This is a genomic window from Sporosarcina koreensis (genome assembly GCF_042655825.1).
Taxonomy (GTDB): domain Bacteria; phylum Bacillota; class Bacilli; order Bacillales_A; family Planococcaceae; genus Sporosarcina; species Sporosarcina koreensis.
Genome location: NZ_JBHSNP010000027.1, coordinates 272,168 through 296,795 on the forward strand (window position 1 = coordinate 272,168; position 24,628 = coordinate 296,795).

A 24,628-nucleotide genomic window follows, 5' to 3' on the forward strand; every position below is an offset into this window, starting at 1 on the left:
TTTACCGCGACTAACTGATTGAATCTATCCTCTCAGTAAATCAGAAAGGGCTGTCACGGAAAGTCGGTTTTCACCGCTTGTTTGGATGCCTGTGTAAGGTACAATTATGGTAATTCAACAAAAAGTATATAAATACGGCAGAAAGCCAATCAATCGCCTGATTGATTGGCTTTCCACTTTCCGAATATACATTTGTGGTTAATAAACTGAATAGTGTGCTGCACAGGCACCTTACAATTCACTTTACGATTTCGTTCGTGCGAACTATCTCTAATGTCTCATCGAATAATTAAACTTCATTAAACCCTACCAGCCATAACCTCTTCATTAATTAAAGCCCCAGGCCTCTCACCCGTCAGCGTGGCAATCAAATCCCGACAAGCCATCTTTTCCATCTTCTCCCGAGTCTCCGAAGTCGCAGATCCGATATGTGGGAGCGTGACCAGATTCGGCAGGCTAAGGAATGGATGATTCTCGGCTATGGGCTCCTGTACATACACATCCAATCCTGCTGCAAGGATGTAACCCTCCTTCAAGGCAGCCGCCAAATCATCCTCGTTCACCAAGCCGCCTCTTGATCCATTAATGAAAATGGTGCTCTTTTTCATTAACTTAAACTCACGGCGACTGATCAGGCCAATAGTTTCCGGGGTTTGCGGTGCCATTAGGCAGACAAAGTCCGCTTGCCGTAAAAGGTCGTCCATTTCCAAGTACGTTGCACCGAACTCTTCTTCAGCCTCCAGGTTCCTTGACCGGTTGTGATAAAGGATATCCATCTTGAAGCCGAATCGCGCCCGCTGCGCAATCGCTTGTCCGATCTTCCCCATTCCAATGATGCCAAGTTTTTTCCCATGTACGTCGACACCGAAGAACGAAGGACTTAATCTTGCATTCCAATGTCCTTCTTTCACATACTTGTCGAGTTCGGGTATTCTTCTAGCTGTCGCGATTAACAGGCCAAAAATGGCGTCGGCTGTCGTTTCCGTCAAGACATCCGGGGTGTTCGTTGCCAGAATCCCCCGCCTTGTAAGTTCCTCAACATCAAAATTGTCATACCCAACCGAAATGTTTGAGACGACTTTTAATAATGGTGCCCGTTCAAGAAGCGCCAAGTCTATTTTTAATCCTGTACCGATTAGCCCCGTTGCCGAGGAAAGCTCTTTCATGAATTCCGGGCTATCCGGAGTCGCCATGACAACGGTGAATCGCTCTTCCAGTTTTCTAGCCCCTTCCTCGGAAATCGGACTGTATACTAACACTTTTTCCCCCATCCGAAATCATCCTTTCATCCATATTAGAAAACAGGACGGGAAGTCATCTTTTCCCGTCCTGTTTTAAATGAAGAATTATTGTTGGTCCTTCAGAATTTTATCCCGCACATACTTTAGATGGTCATACATCTTTATGTATGCTTCCACGGGATCCCGTTTTTTTAGAGCCTCGTAAATCGCAGTATGATACTGGATTGTCAGTTCCGGTTCCCGAAACTTAATGAGGGAGTCGGTCTTTTCATGTGCAATGAGAAGGGAATCAATCATTCCTTCCACAATTGGATTTTTCGCGCTGTAGGCGATAATCCGGTGGAACATCTTGTCATACAGGCCGTAGTCTTCGTCATTAAGCCGGATGTTTTCAATCGTCTCCGCCAGTTCTGCCAGCTCTGCATCTGTGATTTTCTCGGCGGCGATTGTAACAAGTCCGAGTTCAAGTGTCATACGAGCTTCAATAACAGCAGGCAAATTGTTGATAGATATAGCAAGCATTGCCCGGAACGGACTACTCCCGACTTTATCATTGACAAATGTTCCGCCACGGGGCTTTCTTGTAATGATTTCCAGCGTTTCTAGCGAACTAAGTGCTTCGCGGACAACCGGGCGGCTGACATCCATTTGTTCCATGAGGTCCATTTCGGGTGGAAGCCTGTCGCCCGGCTTCAACTGACCGCTGATTAAAAGGGTGATAATCTGCTCCATTACCTGCTGGGCAAGAGTGTTGCGTTTCACTGTATCGACCTGATAGGGTTGCAAAGTGGTTCCCCCTTTCTCTTATTAATATTGACTTACAATACGACAAATTAACCGTACTTAATTATACTATCTTCAGACAAAAAACGTAAGACTGGCAACACTGCTGAACAAACTCTTTACCTTAATCAAGTCAACGGACTAAGCAAGGTTTTTTCGCATCGAATTTCCATCCTGGAATCAAGTATTGCATCCCGATCGAATCGTCACGGGTACCAAGCTTCATGTCTGTATACAACTTATGTGCTTTTTCAATTTCATCCATATCGATTTCTATGCCGAGACCCGCCGATTGTGGCACATCCACTTCTCCGCCTTTGATCTGAAAAGGTTCTTTCGTCAAACGCTGTCCGTCCTGCCAAATCCAATGTGTATCAATTGCCGTAATATTCCCCGGTGCAGCCGCCGCCACGTGGGTAAACATTGCTAGTGAAATGTCAAAGTGATTATTAGAATGCGAGCCCCATGTAAGTCCCCAATCATGGCACATCTGCGCCACCCGAACCGACCCCTGCATCGTCCAGAAGTGAGGATCTGCAAGCGGGATATCAATGGCATGCAATTGGATGGCATGGCCTATCTGACGCCAGTCCGTAGCAATCATGTTCGTTGCAGTTGGGAGCCCAGTTGCCCGGCGAAATTCCGCCATCGTCTCACGTCCGGAATAACCGTCTTCCGGTCCGCATGGATCTTCGGCATAGGCAAGGACTCCCTCCATTCCTTTGCACAGACAGATTGCATCCTTTAACAGCCATCCGCCATTCGGATCAAGTGTAATCCGAGCATCCGGAAAACGCTTTGCGAGTGCTGTCACTGCTTCGATCTCCTGCTCCCCCGGCAGGACGCCGCCTTTCAACTTAAAGTCCTCAAAACCATACTTGTCATATGCCGCTTCTGCTAGACGGACGATGGCTTCCGGTGTCAGTGCTTCCTCATGCCGGATTCTTTCCCAGCCATCCCGTTCATCAGTTCCAGCATTGTAAGGGAGATCGGTCCTTTTCCGGTCACCGACGTAAAACAGATAGCCAAGCATCTTCACCTTGTCTCGCTGTTGACCTTCCCCAAGTAGTTCCGCAACCGGCACATTCAAATGCTGCCCCAGAAGATCTAGGAATGCTGCCTCCAGAGCAGTCACCGCATGAATTGTCGTGCGCAAATCGAATGTCTGATTACCGCGTCCTCCTGCGTCTCTATGGGCGAACGCCAAACGGACCTGGTTAAGGGCGTGGTTATATCTCCCAATGGACTGCCCTTCGATAAATGGGGTTGCCTCTTCCAGCGTCCGGCGGATTGCTTCCCCGCCCGGCACTTCGCCTGCTCCGGTATTACCGCTGCTGTCCTCAAGCAATACGATGTTACGTGTGAAAAACGGAGCGTGTGCGCCGCTTAAATTCAGCAGCATGCTGTCCCGGCCTGCAACAGGAATAACCGTCACTTTAGTAATCACAGGCGTAACCGTCTTCTTTGCTTCCTCCATTGCAGTTCTCATATCGTTTCCTCCTGTTTCATTGGTATTTGTTTAATTTCCCCTACGAAAAACATATAGCAAATGATGGCAAGCACTGCATGGATGCCTACATACAGGAGGGCCAGTCCGAACGACCCTGACCAATGTACAAGGTATCCGATAATAACAGGTGTGATAATTCCGGCCGAATTGCCGAACATATTGAAGAGCCCGCCATTCAGTCCAGCATTCGTCGGATTAGACGTCTCGGCGACTATCGCCCATCCCATGCCCCCGAATCCCCGTCCGAAAAAAGCGAAGGACATAATGGCGACCAGAAGGATGGTCGACTCAGCCTGTTCTGCAAAGATGATTGTCATTGAGCAAAGCATCCCGATGATGATCGGTAATTTCCTAGCCTTTGAGAGGGGCATACCTCTTCCCACTAAACCGTCAGAAAACCTGCCGCCCCAAAGTTGCCCAATAAAGGCTGCCAGGGCCGGAATCGTCGATACAAGTCCGACTTGCAGTACAGACAAGCCTTTCTCACTGACAAGATAGACGGGAAACCACGTCATGAAGAAATAAGTAATCGCTGTGACACAATATTGTCCAATGTAAATGCCTAGTGTCATTCTGTTCGTTAAAAGCAGGATGATTGGCCGCTGTTTCCATGGAAGTTTCCGAGCATTGATTCTTTCCTTTATTTGTTTCGACTTTTCCGCTGCATTCTCCTTTTTCTTCGCTTCTTTAGGAAAAGGATCTTTATAAAGATTCACCCATAGAACCGCACAGGCCACGCCGATTATTCCGAATACGACAAACACATTCACCCAGCCGAATTCTTGGGCGATCCAGCCAATCACCGGTCCGAATAGGACAATCGCGAAATATTGCGCCGAACTAAATACCGAGGAGGCCCTTCCCCTTTCAGACGGAGGGAACCATTCGCCGACAATCCGTGCGTTTGCAGGAAACACCGGTGCGGAGATGAATCCGCACAAAATCCGTAACAAGAACAGGCTGATATAAGCGGCAAGTGGTGCCATGAAACCTGCAAAGGCATGTAAACAAATGATTACGGTCCAAGTGATAATCACCGTTCCATAGACCTTTCCCGACCCGTAACGGTCCAGAATCAGCCCTCCCGGCACTTGCCCGATCACGTACGCCCAGCCAAACGCCGAGAATAGGAAGCCCATGGCCACATCCCCAATACCTAAATCTGCCGCAATGGGAGCCCCTGCAATCGAAAGGATTGAACGTTCCGAAAAGCTGACAGCGGAAAAGAAGAATAGCATCAGCAAAACACCATGCCGCACCTGCATCCTACGCTGCTTTCTCATTGCAATAAAAGCGCCCATGCCACAACTTCCTTCCATCCCCAAAATGCCTTCCGGTTAGTAGCGAAAAGAAGAGCCGGACTCCTGTCCGGCCCTTCTGTCCCATCACTTTACAAAAACGGTCTTGATCGAGGTAAAGAACTCAATCGCTGCACGTCCCTGTTCCCGGGAGTGAGAGCTCGACTGCTTCATCCCGCCGAATGGTGCCTGAAGCTCTACACCAGCACTTTCCGCATTGATGCGGACGAGGCCGGCATCCATTTCATTGATAAATGCGAGAGCCTTCGAAATATTGGTTGTGAATACAGATGCACTGAGTCCATAATCGGAATCGTTTGCTAGTTCTAGTGCCTCTTCAAAGGATGAAACTTTCATAAGGGCTAGGACCGGTCCGAAAATCTCTTCACGGGCAATCGCCATATCCGGAGTCACTTCATCAAAAACTGCCGGTTCAACGAAGTAGCCATTGGCATTTGCCCCTGCTTCAGAACGCCTTCCTCCGTAGAGTAGCTTCGCCCCCTCTTCTTTGCCTTTTTCGATATAGGAAAGGACCGTATTTAGCTGACTTTCACTGACGGAAGGTCCCATCCAGCTCCCGTCTTCCAGTCCGTCGCCGACCGTGATTTCCGCAACTTTTTCCACGAGCTTCTTGCGGAACTCCTCGTAAACTTCCTCATGGACAATTACACGACTCGTCGCCGTGCACTTCTGGCCGGTCGACTTTAGGCCGCCGCTAATCGTTGCTTCCACTGCCAGATCCAGATCTGCGTCTTCCGCAACGATGACTGGATTTTTGCCACCCATCTCAAGCTGGTATTTGATGCCACGTGCAAGGGCTGCCTGGCCGATTTGTTTCCCGACTGCATTGGAACCGGTGAAAGTGATTCCGTTCACTTTCGGGTGTTCGGCAAGCCCTTGGCCGATTACCGACCCGGAGCCGGTGACCATATTGATGACACCCGCCGGAATGCCAGCCTCATGCAAACAGTCAATCACTTTTGCGCATGTGACCGCCGCTTCGCTTGCAGGCTTGATGACAACTGAATTTCCGTAAACCAGTGCCGGCGCCGCCTTCCAAATTGGAATCGCAACCGGGAAATTCCACGGAGTGATGACACCGACAACTCCGAGCGGCGTCCGTGTCGTGAACATAAGTGCATCCCTGTCCGTCGACGGTATGACATCTCCGATCGGTCGCATGCCTTCCCCTGCGTAATAGCGGAGGATGGCAATTCCGCGTGCAGTTTCGCCTTTCGCCTCAGCCAAGGTCTTGCCCATCTCACGTGTCATCGTCTGAGCGATGTCATCAATTCGTTTTTCCATAATGTCGGCAGCCTTGAAAAGAAGATCGCCCCGTGCACTTCCCGAAAGCTTTCGCCATGCCTTCTGGGCAACGCTAGCCGCCTCAACAGCTTCGTTCAAGTCTTCCACTGAAGAGAGCTGGTAGCGACCGACTATGTCATCTACATTCGCCGGGTTGCGGCTTTCCGCTGTTTTGCCGCCGCTAGATCCAACCCACTGTCCATCGATGTAGTTGAGGACGGTTTGAACCGCCGTGTCTATATTCGTCGTCATTCAGGACACCTCCACTTGTGCTGCCTTTTCTGACGGATATTTCTCGTTTGCAGCAGTCAGAATTTCTTTCAGTTCATCATAATGCGCTTGTTCAACCGGAGCAATTGGCGGTCGGACGGTTGTGCCGACCGGTAGCCCTACGATGTTCATGCCCGCCTTGATAAGTGATACGGCATAGCCTTTTTTGCGCTTCCGGATTGAATGGATCGGCAGGATGACATCTGTATGCAAATCATGGACCGTCTTAAGATCCCCTTGCTTAAGAGCTTCGAAATACTTAGCTGAGATATGCGGGATATAATTCGAAATGGCTGATGAATATGTCCGATATCCGAGGTTGTAATAAGTTGCCATTGTGACTTCCGCCAAAGGCATGCCATTGATCCACTCCAAGCGGTCGCCAATCAATTGAACTGCTTCTGTGTTGAATTCCATGTTGCCGATACCGTCCTTGAATCCAACTAGTTGCGGCAGCTCACAGAGAGCTAGCAATGTTTCTTTAGTTAGGATGCAATTGTCACGCTGATAGACGATCGCATTCAAATCCGTGCTTTCAATGATGGCCTTCAAGTAGTTAAACAAGCCGTCTTGAGATGGATCAATCAAGTACGGAGGAAGTATCAAATAACCATCAGCACCAAGGTCAGTCGAAATTTCGGCCTGCTCCAATGCATGTTGGATGTTGCCTCCCACGCCCGTGTATACAGGTACGCGGCCATCTACTTGCTTGATTGCCGTTTCAACCATCGATTTATATTCATCCTTGTTCAATGCATGCAATTCCCCAGCTCCACAAGCGACGAAGACGGATTGAAGACCGTTTTCCAACAGAAATTCAATGTTCGCTTCAAGCCCCTTCAGATCCAACTCCCCGTTTTCTTTAAGTGGCGCGACCGGGAAACCCAAAATGCCGGTCGGGCAATGTCGTTGTTTACCCATTTTTATCTTCCACCCTTCTATTGATTTTGTATTATTGTAAGACAATAAAATAATTCTGTCAACAATCATTTTACGTTATCGGTGCAGGGTTGAATAAAACAAGATCGTTGCGGATGCCCCAGTGGTCCGCCCATGTCTCTCGGCGCCCGCTCGCCACGTCGATGATGGCTTTGAATATTTCTTCTCCTACGCCTTCAATCGTCGCTTTCCCATCTGCAATCTTCCCTGCATCAATATCAATCAGATCATGCCATTGCTCGGCAAGCCCTGTTCTTGTAGAGACTTTGATCACCGGTGCGATAGACAGATTGTACGGCGTGCCTCTGCCTGTAGTGAAGACCTCAATATGCATCCCGGAAGCCAACTGTAGGGTTCCGCATACAAAATCTCCCGCTGGTGTCGCAGCGAAAGTTAACCCGGTCTTTCTCACTTTTTCACCAGGTGCGAGAACGTCCACGATTGGAGCGCTGCCGGATTTCACGATGGAACCGAGTGATTTTTCCACAATATTGGACAAGCCGCCTTTTTTATTGCCGGGAGTCGTATTGGCGCTCCTGTCCGCAAGCCCTCTTGACAAATAGGCATCGTACCATTGCATCTCCCGGATCAGCGCCTGGCCGACCTCTTCCGTCACAACCCTTTTCGCCAATAAATGGACCCCGTCACGGACCTCGGTCACTTCCGAGAACATGACAGCGGCACCTGCACGTACGAGAAGATCCGCAGCATGGCCGACAGCTGGATTCGCAGTCACGCCGGATAGCGCATCACTGCCACCGCATTGCAGTCCGACTGTCAGATTAGACAGCGGGGCCTCGACCCGCTTGCGTCGGTTTAGTCGTTCCAATCGCTGTTTCGCCATCTCCATGATGGATGAAACCATTTCAGAAAAACCTGATCGATCCTGTAGAAACAGAACGTCGGATTCACTTTCCCCGGCATTCAGTCGGTCAAGTGTCAGCTTCTCGCAGCCAAGCCCGATGATGAGCATTTCCCCTCCGAAGTTCGGATGGTTTGCCAAGTTCCGGATCGTACGAATCGGAATTTCGGAACCCAGCCCATCTATCGCGACACCGCACCCGTATGCATGGTTAATCGCCACCACATCATCGACGTTCGGATAATTAGGCAGCAGTTCCTTTCTGATCTTCTCCACGGCAAATTCCAAAACGCCAGTTACGCACTGTACACTTGTAGTTATGCCAAGCAAATTTTTCGTGCCGAAGGAACCATCCGGATTCGGATAGCCCAAGAATGTATGTGTTTCTTCAAATGGAACGAGCGGTTCTACTTTTCCACCGATCTGTAATTCGGACAGCGTCGGCGGTTCCGGCATACGCAGCATCGTTTCACGGACCCAGCTCCCTTTTAGGATTTCCCGGTCGGCATACCCGATCACCTCTCCATAGCGGTAGACCGCGTCACCTTCCGCAAAGTCTTTTAATGCGACCTTATGTCCTTGCGGGATTCTCCGAGTCAACTCCACGCCATCCTGAAGAGTAGTTCCCGCAGGCAAACCTCCATCATTTGCAATGACAGCAACATTATCCCGGTCATTCATCTTGATAAAGAGCGGCTTGATGCTTATCCCGTGTTCAGTCATCATTTCCTCCTCCATTCACCGACCTTCAAATTCATTCAGCGCATTCAGAAGCGCCTTGATATAGCCGATTGAATAGGCGAAACCAAGGCTTGATGGCTTCCATCCTATATTCGAATACTTCCAGCTGTCGTGAAAATCCGCGACATCCCCTGCAAACGTAGGGACATGATCAGGATTCAAACAGCCTTCGTAGCCGACTTTGCGCAACTCCAAGAGAATTTTGAACATATTCATATCTCCATCTTCAAGAAGTGCTTCTTCAAACGCTCCAGCTGTCGGAAGGCTTCCCCGAACATTCCGGAAATGGACGAGGAATATACGCCCTTTTCGCCCGAAATGATTGATTTCATCCATGACTAGGGAAGAGCCGCCCGCCTCTGCGCGCGTGCCAATGCAATATACAAACCCGACATTCTTGTGTGGGAAGTCATCGATGATCCGGTTCAGACCAATCCCGCCGAACGGTGAATCTGGATGTGGCGTGTCTGATGGGTGCATTGCCACTTTCACATCGTAATCCTGTGCTAGCGGAACAATTTCTCTGTAAGCACGTTGGAAAGATGCCCACCAGTTCTGTAACTCTTCCTGCCCCGGCGTCTCGGTTTTCTCCTTTAAGAGCCCGATACTCTCACCGCGGGCAACAGCGCCCCCGCGCTGTATCGCTTCATAACTTAAACCGCGCCCTATAAAGACATCGCCCTCAAAACGTTGGCGGACAATTTTGATTCCAGCCTCTCCGAATACACGAACTGCATTGAGCGAGTTTTCTAGCTCCTGTTCGCCGCCCTCCTCGCCATCAATGAAACGGCGCGAGATGTTCGGCAGTGTGACCCGATTGATGTCAAGTCCAAATGAACGGACACGCTTTTTCAGCTTCAACAGCTCATCGAGATCCGGATAGCCCTGTTCCGTAACACCTTTGAACGACTGCCCATTCCCAAAATCCACATAGTCAATACCAAGCTGTGCCATCTGCTTGAGATCCAGATCGGTCAAATCAGCACTGTTTACCGTTACCGAAACATGCATCATCATCGTCTCCCCCAATTCCATAAATGAAGCCCGGGACCAATCTGAAATCGACTGTACCCGGGCCGCCTTTCTATTATCCAGTGCTACAGACTTTTTACTTGCCCTCGGTCAATTTGTGAAGCTCCACATATTCCGCCTCAATCTCGGAAAGTTTCTTGCTCGCTTCTTCAGGATTCAGATAGACTGGATTCAACCAGGATTTCTTGATTTCCTCTTGATACTCATCACTTTCGACCGCCTTGCTCATCGCCTCAGTGAAGACAGCCACGACTTCGTCTGGAGTATCTTTCGGGAATGCCCACAAGAAAACTTTGTCGACCACCAAATCTATGCCTTGCTCTTTGAATGTCTTGATTTCTGGAAGATCTTGAAGACGATCCTCCGCCATGACGCCAAGGGCTACAAAGTCTCCTGACTCAATATAGCCTTTTACAAGTCCGAGAGAAGTCGGTACGATATCCACCCGTCCGCCAAGAAGTGCCGTGATTTTGTCAGAGGCACCACCGACATCTGCGATGTTAAATTCAACCCCTGCTTGCTCTTGGAATTGGACAATCTGCATGTACGTCATCGAACCGATTTCCGTTGCAACAGTAACTTTCTTCGGGTTGGCTTTTGCATATTCAATCAGCTCTTCAACTGTCTTAAACTTCGAATCTTTGGATACAAGGAACGTGTTGGATTGGTCAAGGACGCCCACACCCGCCACTTTCATGTCAGAGTAGGTATAGTCTGCGAGTCCGTAGACCTTGTTCAGAATCATTGAATTGTGGAATGCTAGTACTGTATAACCATCAGCCTTTGCCTCTTTCACCTTTTGTGTCCCTGTCGTTCCCCCTGCACCCGTAACGTTCGTGACAACAAGCGGCTTGCCGATTTCTTTCTCCATCGCCTTCGCCATGATCCGCGTATTCAAGTCCGTATCACCGCCAGCTCCTGCAGGTACAACAACTTCAATTGGCTTTTCAGGGTAGCCCCCTGCTTTCGTGTCACCTGATGCCTCTTCCGAACAAGCTCCAAGTCCTGCCGCAATCACGATGGCAGCAGCTCCAAACGTAAGTTTCTTCCAAATTCCCTTCATGTGCATATCCCCCTGCTTTCAATTTAGTGTTATTTGGTGATTCAGTGTTCCCCTTTTAATACATCAAATGATTGAGTGCTGTTGCTACGCTTCTTCTTCCAGTTGCTGTAGATCTTTAACCCGACAGATGCAAAGGTAAAGATGAGGAAGGCTGCCGCTATCGGCGAAGTCAGGAATGGCATAAAATCCCCTTGAGACAGCATGAGTCCTCGACGTAAGTTTGTTTCAAGCAACGGTCCGAGGATGAATCCTAAAACAAGCGGCGTCAATGGAAAACCGTACTTGACCATCAGGTAGCCAAGAAGACCGAAGAAGAACAGAGCTCCAATATCGAATACACGACCATTCTCTCCGTATGCTCCCACCACACAGAGCCCAAGAATAACTGGCATTAGAATGTTCTGCGGAATGCTTAGCATTTTTACAAACCCTCTCATTCCAAGGAACAAGAATAAAATCATGAATAGATTGGCTACAAGCAGAGCGGCGAAGATAGCGTAAACGATATCTCCATTATTCTGGATGAGCAGCGGTCCAGGCTGCAGGCCGTGAAGAACAAGCCCGCCCAAAAGAAGTGCAGTAACCGTATCTCCTGGAATTCCAAGTGATATTAGTGGAACAAGCGCTCCTCCGATAGCCGCATTGTTCGACGATTCAGATGCCACGACGCCGTCCGGAACACCAGTACCGAACTTCTCAGGATTTTTGGAAGAATTTTTCGCAGCCGCATAGGCGACAAGATTCGATGTTCCGCCCCCGATTCCCGGCAAGATACCGATCCCTATCCCAATCAAACTTGACCGCAACCAGTTCCAGCCTTGAGATAGATATTCTTTAAGACTCACCTTGTAGCTGATTTTCTTCATGTTAACCCTAAGGTTGTCCTTAACCTTCTTCTCGGCATTAATTAGAATCTCCGAAATTGCGAACAATCCAATCAGAACTGGCAATAAAGAAAATCCGGCGTTGAGAGATGACATTCCAAATGTAAATCGAGGAAACGCATCAATCGGAGCGGACCCGACCATTGCAAATCCAATTCCCAGCAACCCTGCCATCATCCCTTTCGGCAATGAATCACCGGACAAGCTCGAAATCAGAGACAGGGCAAAAATGATGATTGCAAAGTACTCGAACGGTCCGAACTGAAGCGCCACTTTTCCAAGTGGTGGAGCTATCAAAATCAGAACAAGAATGCTTAACAGACCGCCCATGAAGGAAGCGACAATCGCAAAGTTGAATGCCTTGCCCGCCTCCCCTTTCCTTGCCATCGGATAGCCATCGAATGTAGTTGCGATAGACGATGGAGTCCCCGGGAGCTTCAATAAAATTGCCGGAATAAGACCACCTGAGACCCCGCCGATATAAAGGCCCATTAAGAGCGCCATTCCATCGATCGGATGCATACCGAATGTGATAGGCAAACAGATGGCAATCGCCATCGTTGCCGTTAGTCCAGGAATAGACCCGAAGATCAAACCTAGGATGACCCCTCCCATGATGAGCAGGACACCTTTTAATGTAAGAATAGATGCGAAACCACTTAGCAGTAGATCAATCATTTGCCCACCCCCCTTATAGAAATCCGTTTGGCAGCATGATATAGAAGACATTGCGGAAAACATAATAGATAACGCCTGAGGAAACTACCGAAACCACAAGGAATAGTAGCCATCTACGCTCTGGCTTTGACGATAGAATCATCATTTGAAAAAACATATACACTGCTGTCGTAATTAGAAAACCGACGATAGGCATCACAACTACATAGACAGCCATCGAAATAAATGACAGAATGACCGGCTTGTACGTAACTTCTTCACTTACATTCTCCTCAACCTCAGCAGTGGAAGATGTACTTTCCTCTCTACTCGCCTTCACCTTTTTTAAACCTTGAATAATAATCACTATGCTGACGACAGCAATCAGAAACGAAATCACTTGCGGCATAAAAGCAGGTCCAATCTGCGAAGTAGTCAACTTTTTAAAACTTAACGTCGCCGAAAACATGATAACGCTTACAAACAGAAGGAAAATACCTGAGTGGACATCCCTCATTTTCGAAACCATTACAATACCTCACCCCTTTTGAATATTCTATTAATTAGTTTTTATTGTAAGACAATAATAATTTGATGTCAACATGAAATTTAAAATAGTTTTAGAGATTTAATTGGCGACTTTTAAGCAGTGCCTGTGCAAGACACATTTATGACAATTCAACCGAAAGCATGAAAATACAACAAAAAATCAGCTATTCGCTTAAACGGCTGACTTTTCGTTTTTCAGATATACAATTGTAGTTAATAAACTGAATAGTTCCGGTGCCTAGTTCCGGTTCCTGTGCAAAATACATTTATGGTATTCAACAATCAGTATTAAAATACAACCAAAAGCCAATCAACCGCCTGATTGATTGGCTTCCTACTTTCCAAATATGCAATTGTAGTTAATAAACTGAATATTGTGTTGAGCAGGCACCAAATAAGTCGCATCAAAGAAATTATAGGTACTTAACGAAGAATCTCAGTATTATGTTCGCCTAGGCGAGGGGCGTGGCTTCTTATGGCGACTGGTGTGCCTGAAAAGTTTACTGGATGTTTCATTGTGCGGATTTCTCCTTCTGTCGGGTGTTCAACCATCTTAAAAAATCCAGTCGCGCGTAAATGAGGGTCTGTAAACAGATCTTCGGGATTGTTGATTCGTGTGCAAGGAATATCGGCTGTTTCGAATATTTCAAGCCACTCATCCGTAGTTCTTTCCATCATAATTCGTTCCACAGTTTCATAGACAAAATCAATGTTTGCCGCCCTTTCGCTTATATCGGAAAAGCGGGTGTCATTTCTCAATTCCTCATGTCCGGAAACACCAAAGAAAGCTTCCCATTGTTTGTCGTTATAAATCAATACGCCAATATGGCCATCCTTCGTCTTATAAGGTTTTCTAAAAGGCGATGTTGCCCTTGCATAAAACGATGACCCGATTGCTGGGGTGAATGTTTCTCCATACATATGTTCAATCATGTTGTATGAAATGATCGTTTCAAACATCGGTACTTCTATTTCCTGTCCATTACCTGTTCGCTCGCGGGAGAAAAGTGCCGCCACGATTGCGTTCACACCAATCAAGCCGGCTGTTTTGTCGGCCATGAGCGAAGAAAGATATTGTGGACTCCCCGTCATTTGCCCTTGTGCAGCCGCCACTCCGGCCGCTCCCTGGATAATATCATCATAGGCCGGCCTTTCTCCATAAGGACCTTCCTTGCTAAAACCATACATTCCGCAATAAATGATTTTATCATTTACCTCGACAAGGTTCCGATACGTCAATCCCAATCTTTCCATGGATTGCGGACGCATCGAATGGACGAATACATCACTTGTTTTAACTAATTCAAGGAGCTTGCCCTTTCCTTCATCACTTTTCAAATCCAAAACGACGCTCCGTTTGTTCCGGTTCAAATGAAGAAAAATGCTGCCCATTCCCTTGTTGCGTGAAGGTCCAAGATAGCGGGTCGTATCCCCGGTTGCACTTTCCACCTTGATGACATCTGCTCCCATATCGGCTAGCTGGAGTGTACAATAAGGTCCCATGACAACAGACGTCAAGTCAAGTACTCGTATACCATCAAGAGGTCCTTTCATCTGTTCGTCCTCCCTTTTATTCGTTGCCGTCCGTCTTCCTGAGCATCAAAGCTGCACGCTTCGTTTTAACGACAACTACATCATTTTGATTGTAAGCCCGGTGTTCAAACCAGACGATGCCCGAATCCGTCCTTGACTTGGACTCGCGTTTTCCGACGACTTCGGTTTCACATCGCAACGTGTCCCCAATACGGACCGCTGCCGGAAAAACCGTTTCGTCAAAACCCAAGTTGCCCAAAGTTGTGCCTTCCGTCAGGTCATTGACACTAACCCCAACGACTAATGACAGTGTGTATAAACTATTGACAATTCTGCTTCCGTGAATCGTCTTTTTTGAAAACTCTTCGTCTAGATGCAACGGCTGTGTATTATGCGTCAACGTTGTAAACAACAAGTTATCCGTCTCTGTCACGGTTCTTCTCAAACTATGCGGAAAGACGTCACCGATCGACAGCTCTTCAAAATACTTTCCGGATGCCATTCAAATTCCCCCTTATCGATTCAACGACTTTGCATAGGAAAGGATTGTTTCCGCAGTTTTCACATGTGCGTAGTCAATATGATCCCCTTCGTACATGATGGCGCTGATTCCCTGTTCTTCCGCATTCCTGAAAGCTTGTACCATCCCTTCATAAAATGCGATTTCCTCCTCCGTTGGTGAATAAATAGCATTAACGATACTCACATTCGATGGATGAAGTAGCAGTTCTCCATCAAATCCCAGCTGCCTATTGAATGAGGAACTTTTCTTCAATCCTTCAAGATTATGTACATCTTGCCATAGGCCCCCGATTGGTGTTACATTTGCTGCACGGGCAGCCATGACAACTTTTGACCGCATGTATAGAGTTTCCAACCCATCTGCCGTCCACTGCGTTCCGAGTGCGCGCTCCACGTCTCCGTTTTTCGCACTCAATCCGGTAATTCCGATAACACGGCTGCAAATGGCGATTTCATAAGCAAAATACATCGAACGGGCAGTCTCCAAGATTGGCAAAAGTTTCACTGTGCCTTCCTGGATTCCTTTCGCTGACTCTATCTCCGCCAGCTTCTTTGACAATTCTTCGATTTCTTCCGGACCTTCCACTTTCGGTAAAACAAATCCTTCAAGATCCACGGATAACGTAGCTTTGACATCCTCCAAGTCGAATCCTTGCAGACCTTTATTTATGCGGACAAACACTTTTGTTCCTGAAGAGGCGATTTCTGAAATAGCATTCGCGACATCTAGTCGTGCCTGCTCCTTCACCTCCGGGGGAACACTATCCTCCAAATCCAATATGACTGCATCCGTCTCATACCCGGGAACTTTCTTGAACCAAAGCGGTTTATTCCCCGGCACAAATAAAAGCGATCGGTATCTATTCAATCAGAATTCCCCTTTCCGGCTGGTTATGTCCGAGCAAGTAGGAAATGCCAGCAGCACTTTTCATGACATTGTCAATAAAAGATTGTTCCTGCACTTCATTAAAGTCTCCGATCGGAATGACGCAAATGACACTTCCTATCACTTTCTGGGAAGCATCGAACACTGGTGCACCAATGCTCAACGCGCCTTCCTTTCTTTCGTTTGCTGTTTTCGCATACCCTTGCTCTTTTATCCTTCGCAGTTCATCCAAAAGTTGTCGTTTTTCACCCTCACTATTGATTTCCATATCTAAAACGTCTTTAATCTCTGTTTCAGGTAAATGAGCTAGAATATTTTTCCCGCTTGCTGCCACATGGACCGATTGCAAGACCCCGATTTCGAGTACATATTGCAATGCGAATGAACTCTTAACACTATCAATGAAAGCCAGTTTCTTATATTGAGGGTAATAAAGTGCCAGATAAACAGAATGATGAACCGCATCGACAAGCTCTTCCAAAAAAGGCCGAGCCACTTTTTGTATGTCGACATTCGTTGAGATGATAGATGCCATGCGGATCATATCCCCGCCAATTTTATATTTCCCGGTCTGTTCCGAATACTCAAGAATGTTTTCGTCTTTCAATGTTGTAATCATTCGATGCACACTGCTCACGGGCATGTCCAAAAAACGCGATAGTTCATTGACACCCCACTCGCCTTGGTGATCCGTAAACGCCCTCAATAAATGAAATGTTTTTGAAATGAGATTTTGTTTCAAGTCCATCTTCCTTCCGTCCATTCTTCTTACAAGTTACCTTTTAATCATCATTTCCGGCAACCATAAAGTTATAAACGGAAGTGCAATGATTATGAGCAAGATAAGTAGGTCCATAAGAACAAACCAAGTTACCCCTTTAAATCCTTCACTTGTTTTCACTCCCGCCGCGCCTGTTGCTACAAAAACATTCATACCGACCGGGGGTGATACAAGTCCGATTTCCACCGTTTTCGTTACGATAATTCCAAACCAAATCGGATTAAACCCGAGTGACATAATGATTGGGAACGTCAACGGCAATGTTAAAATGAGGATTGCAATCTGGTCCATGAAAAATCCGAGGACAAGATAGATTGCAATAATAATAAAGAGAATCCAGTACTTTGAAATTTCCAAACCTTGAACAAACATGACTAATTTTTGTGTCACCTGCGTCATTGTCAGGAAATAGCTGAATATATGCGCACCGACGATGATCGTCAAAATCATGGTTGTCGACTTGATCGTATCGTTGAATGCCGTTTCCAATTTACTGAAGTTCATTCTCTTCATTAGCACTACGATAATTAGTGTAATAAATGCGCCAAGCGCCCCTGCTTCAGTAGCGGTTACGACACCGCCGTAAATTCCGCCCATAACAGCGATAATGATCAATAGCATCGGCCAAATATTTTTCAATGAAGACACTTTTTCACTCAATGAGGCCCTCTCCGGGATTTTCGGAGCGATTTCCGGCTTCAGTTTCACCCAAATGAAAATGACAACAATATAACCAAGTGCGGTTAAAATACCCGGGACAATTCCTGCAATCAACAGCGAACCTACGCCCGTCTCAGTCAAAATCCCGTATAAAATGAGAATGATGCTTGGCGGAATCATAACTGCCAGTGTACCGGACATACTGATGACACCCATCGTAAAAGGTGTGCTATATTTATACTTCCGCATTTCCGGGGCAGCCGCCTTGGCCATCGCAGCTGCCGAAGCCTGACTTGATCCGGAAACTGCACCCATCATCGCCCCTGCGAAAACGGTTGCAATTCCAAGACCTCCCGGAAGATTTCCGAGCCATTTATAAGCGGAATTGAAAAGGTCTTTCATAATTCCGCTGACTGTCATGAAGGAAGCCATTAAAATGAACATCGGAATGGCACTTAACAGGAAACTTTTAACACTTTCATACGGAGTAGTTTGCATGATTCCTAGAAATGCGTCCCACCCGCTAAACATGAGAAGTCCGATCGAGCCTGCAATCCCCAAGGAGAAGGCGATTGGCATGCCCACTGCCAACAATACAAGTAAACAAAGTAACGGTATTAAAATTGTCATGGCATTTCCACCTCTTCCGCCTCATGCAAATCTTCTTTATAAACAAGTAACAAAATAATATTCAACACGAGCCTGATCATCAATACGATAGAACCGATTGGGATCCAAATATAGGAGAGCCATAACGGAAAGTCTATTAACCCCGACATGATCAAATTGTTTTTCAAGGCATTTACCGTAATCAACAGGCCTTCATAGCCCATGAAAAACGCGAATACCGCAATCATTATATAAAAGATGATATTCAGCACATTCCTCACCTTTTGGGAAAATCTCTCAAAAAGTATATCCAAACGAATATGTCCATTCACCTTTAAGACATAGCTCATACTGAGGAATACTAAAATGATCATGAGATAACGCTCAGTGATTTCATAAGCGCCTGTAATCGAATGGCTAAAAAAGTAGCGGCTTAACGCATCAAGGCTCGTCAAGACCATCATTACTAATAGCGCCAGTTGTGAAAACCTAAGCAAGATGACTTCCAGCTTATCGAAGTATTTGCGAGCAGCGTTCATATTCTCACCTTCCTGTAAGACACGGTTTTATTTCTTTAATTCTTCACGAAGCGCCCGGTATTTCTCTACCACTTCCGACCCTTTAAATCCGCGTTTATCGAGACCAGCAGCCCAACGGTCCCAAGTAGGTTCCAAGGCTTTATCCCACTCCGCTACTTCCTCTTCTGATAGCTCGTACATTTCAACTTGAGATTCAAACTGTTCAATGAGTTCGTCATTCTTTTCATCCAAGAATTTCGATAGATGCTCTACTGTTTCATCCCCTGCTTGCTCAAATGCTTTTTTCACATCGTCAGGAAGGTTCTTGTAAACTTCTTCATTGATAGAATAAATAACGGTGAAGCTTCCAAGATTAGCATTTTTCGTTGAGTATTTTGAAATCGACTCAATTTGGTAAGGGGCGAAGCTTGTGAATGGGAATGTTACTCCGTCAACCGTTCCCCGTTCCATTGCCGTGTACGCTTCAGTTGCAGGCATGAATACCGGCGATGCGCCCAAACTATCGAAAGCAAGCTCCATCGTACCGGTTACACGTGTTTTCAGACCTTTAATGTCCTGTAAGCTTGTAATCTTCTTCTTAGCCGTAGCCAATTGATATTGGGGAATAGCAACTGCGTATAGAGGCCTTACGCCATTTTTTAAATACTCTTCTTCCATTAGCATATCTTTCATTAAAGTCCAGATGATTTCCGAACCTTCTTCTGCCGTATTATAAGCTCCCGGCAATGTTGCAACTTCTGAAAGTGGTAAACGATCCGTTGCGTAAGACGTATACCCGATATCAACCGTCTTGGATAGTGTTAAATCCAAATAGCTGCTAGCCTTTCCAATCTGTTCGGCTGGGTAATATTCAAACTCAACCTTGCCATCCGTCAATTCCTTGACACGGTCCATAAAAAATGAAATGCCTTCAGTCGATAGATAGTTCGTTGTTGGGAAAGAGTCAGCCACTTTCAATTTGATAGTACCATCCCCATTCCCCGAAGCTGCCCCATTTCCGCATGCAGCAAGTGCCAAGAGCACAACCGCACAAATCCCCATTAGTAAACTTTTCTTAAGTCTTTTCATTTCTCTCCATCTCCCATTTAATAAGATTATGATTCCATTGCCACTTTTGGCGGAGAGTACATAAGAACAAAACGCAGATTAGTGGAACCCACATTTTTCACTTCATGCATCGCCTTCTTAGGAATGATGACAACGTCTCCCTCTCCTAACACTGCCTCTTCCCCTTCAATTTTCACGTACATTTCGCCTGTCAGAATATACATCACTTGCTCAAGATCCTCATGGAAATGTGGATCTGCATCTCCCCCGGGCTCCATCTCCCCGATAATCACTTCCATATGCTCAATTCCGTCAGATGGCCCAACCAACCTGCGATTAAATGTCCCTCCATGGGCTGGCGGCGAATAAGCCTCGACATCATTTACATTTCTCCAATAAACCATTACCAACACACCTTTCAATCATCATCTTATTAAAGCGCTTTCATATCTGCCATTCCACTGGATGGAATAGCATTCCAATATCTGAACATAAATTTAACACAAGAATAATCAAATTTCAATGGTATTCTAACTATTACGATTGTTTTTTTAATATAATTTTTAACTACTTACTGAAGGTCAGTAATGCTAAAACCATAAAAAATGAAGCGCGAACCCCTTCGCACTTCATTTCGATAATCCGTTATTCATTTTTAAAAACCGATCTACTTCTGTCCCCCTTGGCATACCCGTTTGTGCCCCAGCTCATGATTGGCCGCCTTCCCTCAGTGAAATTGATAAAATTCATTCCCTATTATAGTCTCACCCGGAGAATGAAATCGGTCGGTTTCTGTAAAAAAGTCGATATCGCACTACCAATAACAGTGGCTTTTAGTTTTTCGATTCATAGGCTCATCCTTTCTATTTATTGACTCCTGAATCAATTCATTCATCGCTCTCCAAGGAATTACGACTCCATTGGAAAACACATAAAAAGTCACACATAAAACGCATTTTACTCCATCAATTCACCTTAATATTAAAATCCACTATATATTTAATTTTCGTTACATATCAGATATGGTAATATAGAATTATTAAACAAATGAGCATGAGCCTTATAGATTAGTCAGTCAACTAGCTGAGTGAACTATACAAATTGTGTCGGTGCCTATGCACCAAACATTTATGACAATTCAACTCAAAGCATAAATATCCAAAGAAAAGTCAGCCATTCATCTAAATGGCTGACTTTTCGTTTCAACAATATGCAATTGTAGTTAATAAACTGAATTGCGTGTTGCACAGGCACCCGCTTAAAATAGTGAGTTAAGCGTCTTTTTGAGGGCATTCAATGTTCGATCCACTTCTTTTTCGCCATGGACAGTTGCTAGGCTGTAACGGTTGAGTGGTTTATTGTATATGCCGCGTGCCAACAAATGATAATCAATGTCTTTCCTTAAGCCAAATTCGGATTCCTGCAAATCGCGGTAGCTCTGAATTTTTTCTTTTTCCGTGATGATGAAATTGAAAATGGAGCCCATGCCTATTGTTTGGACATTGATCCCTTTTTGAAGGAACAATTCGCGAATACCCGACTTTAATTGATTGGCCGTTTCAAAAACGTTGTCGATTTCTTGCTCCAGAACTTCGATTGTCGCCAATCCAGCGGCAAGAATCGTCGGATGCCCATTGTATGTTCCACTGTGGAACAGTACATCTTTTGCACCTGAACGTTTGCTTTGACTATTATCAAATACATCCGACGCTGCGGTCGGTGCACTAATGTCCATGATTTCCTTGCTGCCCCCGACGATGCCTACTGGGAATCCTCCACCCACGACTTTCCCCAACGCTGTGATATCAGGCGTAACGCCGTAAACTTTTTGCGCTCCACCCAAACCAAGGCGGAAGCCCGTCTTCACTTCATCGAAAATGAGTAGAATTCCTAACTTTTTCGTCACTGCCCGTAGACCTTCCATGAAATCCTGTTCAGCTGGAATAAATCCTCCTTGAACAGGCTCAAGAATGACGGCTGCGATTTCATCTTTATGTTTCGTTAAAATTTCGGTAGTTGCTTCCAAATCGTTAAACGGCAAAATGATTGTATGTTCAATGTTGTATGGTTCAACGCCTTTCGATTCCACAATCGAGTTCGGATTTTTTGCAGGGCCGGCCTCATTCAATGGCGGATTGACACTGAGAAGCACTTGATTATAGCCACCGTGGTAATGGCCTTCAAATTTTGCAATCTTATATTTTTCCGTGAATGCGTAAGCCATCCTGATCGATAGCAATGTCGCTTCCGTTCCTGAATTTGTATAACGCAATCTTTCCATCCCAGGATACAGTTGTTGGATTTTCTTACCCATTTCCACTTCCAAGTGGTGTGGCGTTCCAAATAGCAGGGTTCCTTCTTCCTCCATTTGATTCCGAATGGCTTCCATCACCTTTGGATGGCCGTGTCCGGTCATCAATGCCCCGTAAGAAAGGAGGTAATCGACATATTCATTCCCGTCCAAGTCCGTCAAATATGCACCTTTCCCCTTCTTCATAATCACAGGGTAAGGCTCGAAAAACTTGATGTTGGCAGTGACTCCTCCCGGCATGACGTTGCGGGACACCTTTGAAAACTCAAAGGAAGCAGGTGTTTTTTTACGATACTCTTCGATTCCCGACACTACTCTACTTTGCGTCATTCTTTCCACCTCTTATGAATTTTTTATTTCACTTCTATACAATATGAAATATTTTTTGTAAGTATATATCGATACTTCAATCATGCAAATAGCACTTATGCCAGCTAGTTTCTTTGTGTTGCGAAAGATTTTTTTTATGTTACATGCAATTTTTATTTCTTTTCTCTCCAATTTCTTTGTGTTGCACTTCAATTTCATTTCGTTACGTTGTGTCAGTGCCTGTGCAAGATACAATTATGGTAATTCGAAAATGGGAATAAAAATACATTCAAAAGCCAATTAATCTACTGATTAATTGGCTTTCAAATTTCCAAATATACAATTGTAGCTAATAATCTGAATTGTGTCGGTGCCTGTGCACCACACATTTATGACAATTCACCTTGCAACATAAATATCCAAAAAAAGCCAGCCATTTAGCTAGACGGCTGACTTTCCGTTTCAACAATATACAATTGTAGTTAATAAACTGAATAGTGTCCTGCACAGGCACCCATTTTATTTACTCTCCACAGCCTCCCAAATCCTAGCTTCCAATTCGCCCCAATGCTTTTCTTTTTCTTCAGGCGACCAGCCCATGAGGCCGGCCATGTATTCGACGACTTCGTGTTTCCATTTATTCACCCAATCGATGTCGAACAAGACCGCACCTGTCCGTCGTATGAAGTAGTCGGCAGGGGTGAGGGCCATTTCCTCATTGATCGCGTAGTGAAGGGTCAGTTTGATGGAAAGCGGCAAATCAGTTTCATCCAGCACTTGGTCTGCGTATCGAATGACAGAATCCGCATTGGTCCCATACGTCGCAAGGATGCTCCTGGCATCAACTAATGACACCCCCATCTTCGCAATGTCTTCGGCCCTTTCATGTATGAAACGCTTATAATCTTCAGGCTGCCCGAAATCCCCGCCCGATAACTTCAAACGCTTCGTTACAGATTTTGCACTTTGCTTTCCAAGCTGTTCGCAAACCATATCCGTCACCGTCTCCGCCATTTTCCGGTATCCCGTCAATTTCCCCCCGGCGATTGTAATCAACCCAGTGTCCGACGTCCAAATCTCGTCTTTCCTCGAAATTTCGGACGGCCCTTTCCCTTCCTGCCGGATGAGCGGACGGACTCCTGCCCAGGAGGATTCGATGTCATCCAACCCCAGCTGCACTTCCGGGAACATGAATGCGATGCTCGCCAATAAGTATTGCTTATCCTCTTCCGTTATTTCGGGATGGAGCAAATCGCTGTGATACTCGGTATCTGTTGTGCCGACATACGTTTTGCCGTTACGCGGGATGGCAAAAACCATCCGGCCGTCCGGCGTGTCGAAATAGACAGCCTGATGCAACGGGAACTTGCCACCGTCGATGACGATATGGACGCCTTTCGAATGGAACAAACTCTTCCCTTCGATACTCCTATCCATCCCGATGACATCTTCAACCCACGGACCCGTTGCGTTTATGATCTTACCCCCACGCACAAGATATCGTTCGCCGCTGAACAACTCTTTCACATACAATCCCGACACCTTTCCGTCCGCATCATACGTGAACGTTTCCGCCTTCGCATAATTAAGCAGATCCGCCCCATTCTCAAAAGCACTTTTCGCCACTTCAATTGTCAATCTTGCATCGTCCGTCCGATATTCCACATAATATCCTGCGCCAAGCAATCCTTTCCTATTTAATAAAGGCTCCTTTCGTAACGCTTCTTGCACCGACAACATTCTACGTCGCTCTTTCTTCTTCACGCCTGCCAGGAAGTCATACACTTTCAGCCCTAGCGACGTGGAATACTTGCCAAACGTCCCTTCGCGGTAAATCGGCAAAAGCATCCATTCCGGGTGCGTGACATGAGGGGCATTCCGATAGACGACTTCCCTTTCCTTCCCGACTTCCGCAACCATGCCGACTTCAAATTGCTTCAAATAGCGCAATCCCCCGTGGACTAGCTTCGTGGACCGGCTTGACGTCCCTGCAGCAAAATCCTGCATTTCGATCAGAAGGGTTTTCAATCCTCTCGTCACACAGTCAAGGGCGATGCCCGTTCCGGTTATTCCGCCGCCGATAATAATGACATCATATTGCTCGTTTTCAATCCTGCCGAGCAGTTCCCGTCTTCCGGTAAATGAAAATGATTTCATCTGTAAAACGCTCCTATCATTGAAAAAGGCCATTACAATAGCCCTGCTCCATGCAGGGATTGTAATGGCCTTCTCTCATAATCTCCGACCTTATTAAATTTTCCTTTTACTTGCTATAGGCTATGGTATTATAATAGTAT

21 protein-coding genes are annotated in these 24,628 nt (G+C 46.2%); all 21 read right to left on the minus strand.

The window, feature by feature from the left end:
- Positions 1–299: 299 nt before the first annotated feature.
- Positions 300–1,271, minus strand: coding sequence for a 2-hydroxyacid dehydrogenase (locus ACFPTP_RS13965; RefSeq protein WP_381445976.1), 972 nt, complete (start codon positions 1,269–1,271; stop codon positions 300–302).
- 75 nt (positions 1,272–1,346) lie between these two features.
- On the minus strand, positions 1,347–2,027 hold the full coding sequence (locus ACFPTP_RS13970) for a FadR/GntR family transcriptional regulator (RefSeq protein WP_381445978.1): 681 nt from the start codon (positions 2,025–2,027) through the stop codon (positions 1,347–1,349).
- Positions 2,028–2,157: 130 nt separating this feature from the next.
- The gene (gene gudD / locus ACFPTP_RS13975; protein WP_381445980.1) at positions 2,158–3,513 is read right to left on the minus strand and encodes a glucarate dehydratase; all 1,356 of its coding nucleotides are present in this window, start codon (positions 3,511–3,513) and stop codon (positions 2,158–2,160) included.
- Positions 3,510–4,835 (minus strand): MFS transporter, encoded by a 1,326-nt coding sequence (locus ACFPTP_RS13980; protein WP_381445983.1) that lies wholly within the window; start codon positions 4,833–4,835, stop codon positions 3,510–3,512. The genes gudD and ACFPTP_RS13980 overlap by 4 nt, the downstream gene beginning before the upstream one ends.
- Positions 4,836–4,919: 84 nt before the next feature.
- Entirely contained in the window at positions 4,920–6,389 is a 1,470-nt protein-coding gene (gene gucD / locus ACFPTP_RS13985; protein ID WP_381445985.1) for an alpha-ketoglutaric semialdehyde dehydrogenase GucD, read from the minus strand.
- Positions 6,390–7,397 (minus strand): 5-dehydro-4-deoxyglucarate dehydratase, encoded by a 1,008-nt coding sequence (kdgD, locus tag ACFPTP_RS13990; RefSeq protein WP_381445987.1) that lies wholly within the window; start codon positions 7,395–7,397, stop codon positions 6,390–6,392. It lies immediately after the preceding gene.
- A 1-nt stretch (position 7,398) separates the two neighbouring features.
- Positions 7,399–8,931 carry a galactarate dehydratase gene (garD, locus tag ACFPTP_RS13995; RefSeq protein ID WP_381445990.1) on the minus strand — a complete coding sequence of 511 codons (1,533 nt, stop codon included), beginning with the start codon at positions 8,929–8,931 and terminating at the stop codon, positions 7,399–7,401.
- Positions 8,932–8,946: 15 nt separating this feature from the next.
- Positions 8,947–9,963 (minus strand): mannonate dehydratase, encoded by a 1,017-nt coding sequence (locus ACFPTP_RS14000; RefSeq protein WP_381445992.1) that lies wholly within the window; start codon positions 9,961–9,963, stop codon positions 8,947–8,949.
- Positions 9,964–10,057: 94 nt separating this feature from the next.
- The gene (locus ACFPTP_RS14005) at positions 10,058–11,044 is read right to left on the minus strand and encodes a tripartite tricarboxylate transporter substrate binding protein (protein WP_381445994.1); all 987 of its coding nucleotides are present in this window, start codon (positions 11,042–11,044) and stop codon (positions 10,058–10,060) included.
- Between the two features lie 41 nt (positions 11,045–11,085).
- Positions 11,086–12,606, minus strand: a complete 1,521-nt coding sequence (locus tag ACFPTP_RS14010) for a tripartite tricarboxylate transporter permease (RefSeq protein WP_381445996.1) — start codon at positions 12,604–12,606, stop codon at positions 11,086–11,088.
- A 13-nt stretch (positions 12,607–12,619) separates the two neighbouring features.
- The gene (locus ACFPTP_RS14015; protein ID WP_381445998.1) at positions 12,620–13,114 is read right to left on the minus strand and encodes a tripartite tricarboxylate transporter TctB family protein; all 495 of its coding nucleotides are present in this window, start codon (positions 13,112–13,114) and stop codon (positions 12,620–12,622) included.
- 443 nt (positions 13,115–13,557) lie between these two features.
- A complete protein-coding gene (locus ACFPTP_RS14020) occupies positions 13,558–14,688 on the minus strand; it encodes a CaiB/BaiF CoA transferase family protein (RefSeq protein ID WP_381446000.1) in 1,131 nt (376 codons plus the stop codon).
- 16 nt (positions 14,689–14,704) lie between these two features.
- Complete coding sequence (locus ACFPTP_RS14025) at positions 14,705–15,169, minus strand: MaoC family dehydratase (RefSeq protein ID WP_381446003.1); 465 nt, start codon at positions 15,167–15,169, stop codon at positions 14,705–14,707.
- A 12-nt stretch (positions 15,170–15,181) separates the two neighbouring features.
- On the minus strand, positions 15,182–16,057 hold the full coding sequence (locus tag ACFPTP_RS14030; protein WP_381446005.1) for an HpcH/HpaI aldolase/citrate lyase family protein: 876 nt from the start codon (positions 16,055–16,057) through the stop codon (positions 15,182–15,184).
- The gene (locus ACFPTP_RS14035) at positions 16,050–16,823 is read right to left on the minus strand and encodes an IclR family transcriptional regulator (RefSeq protein WP_381446007.1); all 774 of its coding nucleotides are present in this window, start codon (positions 16,821–16,823) and stop codon (positions 16,050–16,052) included. Before ACFPTP_RS14035 ends, ACFPTP_RS14030 begins: the two co-directional genes overlap by 8 nt.
- A gap of 27 nt (positions 16,824–16,850) precedes the next feature.
- Positions 16,851–18,146: a TRAP transporter large permease gene (locus ACFPTP_RS14040; RefSeq protein WP_381446009.1), complete on the minus strand. Its 1,296-nt coding sequence runs from the start codon at positions 18,144–18,146 to the stop codon at positions 16,851–16,853.
- Positions 18,143–18,664 (minus strand): TRAP transporter small permease, encoded by a 522-nt coding sequence (locus ACFPTP_RS14045; protein ID WP_381446012.1) that lies wholly within the window; start codon positions 18,662–18,664, stop codon positions 18,143–18,145. The genes ACFPTP_RS14040 and ACFPTP_RS14045 overlap by 4 nt, the downstream gene beginning before the upstream one ends.
- A gap of 27 nt (positions 18,665–18,691) precedes the next feature.
- Complete coding sequence (locus ACFPTP_RS14050; RefSeq protein ID WP_381446014.1) at positions 18,692–19,732, minus strand: TRAP transporter substrate-binding protein; 1,041 nt, start codon at positions 19,730–19,732, stop codon at positions 18,692–18,694.
- 26 nt (positions 19,733–19,758) lie between these two features.
- Positions 19,759–20,115 (minus strand): cupin domain-containing protein, encoded by a 357-nt coding sequence (locus tag ACFPTP_RS14055; protein ID WP_381446016.1) that lies wholly within the window; start codon positions 20,113–20,115, stop codon positions 19,759–19,761.
- An 854-nt stretch (positions 20,116–20,969) separates the two neighbouring features.
- On the minus strand, positions 20,970–22,352 hold the full coding sequence (locus ACFPTP_RS14060; RefSeq protein WP_381446018.1) for an aspartate aminotransferase family protein: 1,383 nt from the start codon (positions 22,350–22,352) through the stop codon (positions 20,970–20,972).
- A 498-nt stretch (positions 22,353–22,850) separates the two neighbouring features.
- Positions 22,851–24,488 carry a glycerol-3-phosphate dehydrogenase/oxidase gene (locus ACFPTP_RS14065; RefSeq protein ID WP_381446020.1) on the minus strand — a complete coding sequence of 546 codons (1,638 nt, stop codon included), beginning with the start codon at positions 24,486–24,488 and terminating at the stop codon, positions 22,851–22,853.
- Between the last annotated feature and the right edge of the window lie 140 nt (positions 24,489–24,628).

Excerpts from the sequence above, each read along its gene's own strand:
- ACFPTP_RS14010 (WP_381445996.1), bottom strand. The coding sequence starts at position 12,606 with ATGATTGATCTACTGCTAAGTGGTTTCGCATCTATTCTTACATTAAAA.
- ACFPTP_RS14050 (WP_381446014.1), bottom strand. The coding sequence starts at position 19,732 with ATGAAAAGACTTAAGAAAAGTTTACTAATGGGGATTTGTGCGGTTGTG.
- ACFPTP_RS14060 (WP_381446018.1), bottom strand. The coding sequence starts at position 22,352 with ATGACGCAAAGTAGAGTAGTGTCGGGAATCGAAGAGTATCGTAAAAAA.
- ACFPTP_RS14065 (WP_381446020.1), bottom strand. The coding sequence starts at position 24,488 with ATGAAATCATTTTCATTTACCGGAAGACGGGAACTGCTCGGCAGGATT.
- ACFPTP_RS14025 (WP_381446003.1), bottom strand. The coding sequence starts at position 15,169 with ATGGCATCCGGAAAGTATTTTGAAGAGCTGTCGATCGGTGACGTCTTT.
- ACFPTP_RS14015 (WP_381445998.1), bottom strand. The coding sequence starts at position 13,114 with ATGGTTTCGAAAATGAGGGATGTCCACTCAGGTATTTTCCTTCTGTTT.
- ACFPTP_RS14020 (WP_381446000.1), bottom strand. The coding sequence starts at position 14,688 with ATGAAAGGACCTCTTGATGGTATACGAGTACTTGACTTGACGTCTGTT.
- ACFPTP_RS13965 (WP_381445976.1), bottom strand. The coding sequence starts at position 1,271 with ATGGGGGAAAAAGTGTTAGTATACAGTCCGATTTCCGAGGAAGGGGCT.
- garD (WP_381445990.1), bottom strand. The coding sequence starts at position 8,931 with ATGACTGAACACGGGATAAGCATCAAGCCGCTCTTTATCAAGATGAAT.
- ACFPTP_RS14005 (WP_381445994.1), bottom strand. The coding sequence starts at position 11,044 with ATGAAGGGAATTTGGAAGAAACTTACGTTTGGAGCTGCTGCCATCGTG.
- ACFPTP_RS14055 (WP_381446016.1), bottom strand. The coding sequence starts at position 20,115 with ATGGTTTATTGGAGAAATGTAAATGATGTCGAGGCTTATTCGCCGCCA.
- gudD (WP_381445980.1), bottom strand. The coding sequence starts at position 3,513 with ATGAGAACTGCAATGGAGGAAGCAAAGAAGACGGTTACGCCTGTGATT.
- ACFPTP_RS13980 (WP_381445983.1), bottom strand. The coding sequence starts at position 4,835 with ATGGGCGCTTTTATTGCAATGAGAAAGCAGCGTAGGATGCAGGTGCGG.
- gucD (WP_381445985.1), bottom strand. The coding sequence starts at position 6,389 with ATGACGACGAATATAGACACGGCGGTTCAAACCGTCCTCAACTACATC.
- ACFPTP_RS14040 (WP_381446009.1), bottom strand. The coding sequence starts at position 18,146 with ATGACAATTTTAATACCGTTACTTTGTTTACTTGTATTGTTGGCAGTG.
- ACFPTP_RS14000 (WP_381445992.1), bottom strand. The coding sequence starts at position 9,963 with ATGATGCATGTTTCGGTAACGGTAAACAGTGCTGATTTGACCGATCTG.
- ACFPTP_RS14045 (WP_381446012.1), bottom strand. The coding sequence starts at position 18,664 with ATGAACGCTGCTCGCAAATACTTCGATAAGCTGGAAGTCATCTTGCTT.
- kdgD (WP_381445987.1), bottom strand. The coding sequence starts at position 7,397 with ATGATTGTTGACAGAATTATTTTATTGTCTTACAATAATACAAAATCA.
- ACFPTP_RS14035 (WP_381446007.1), bottom strand. The coding sequence starts at position 16,823 with ATGGACTTGAAACAAAATCTCATTTCAAAAACATTTCATTTATTGAGG.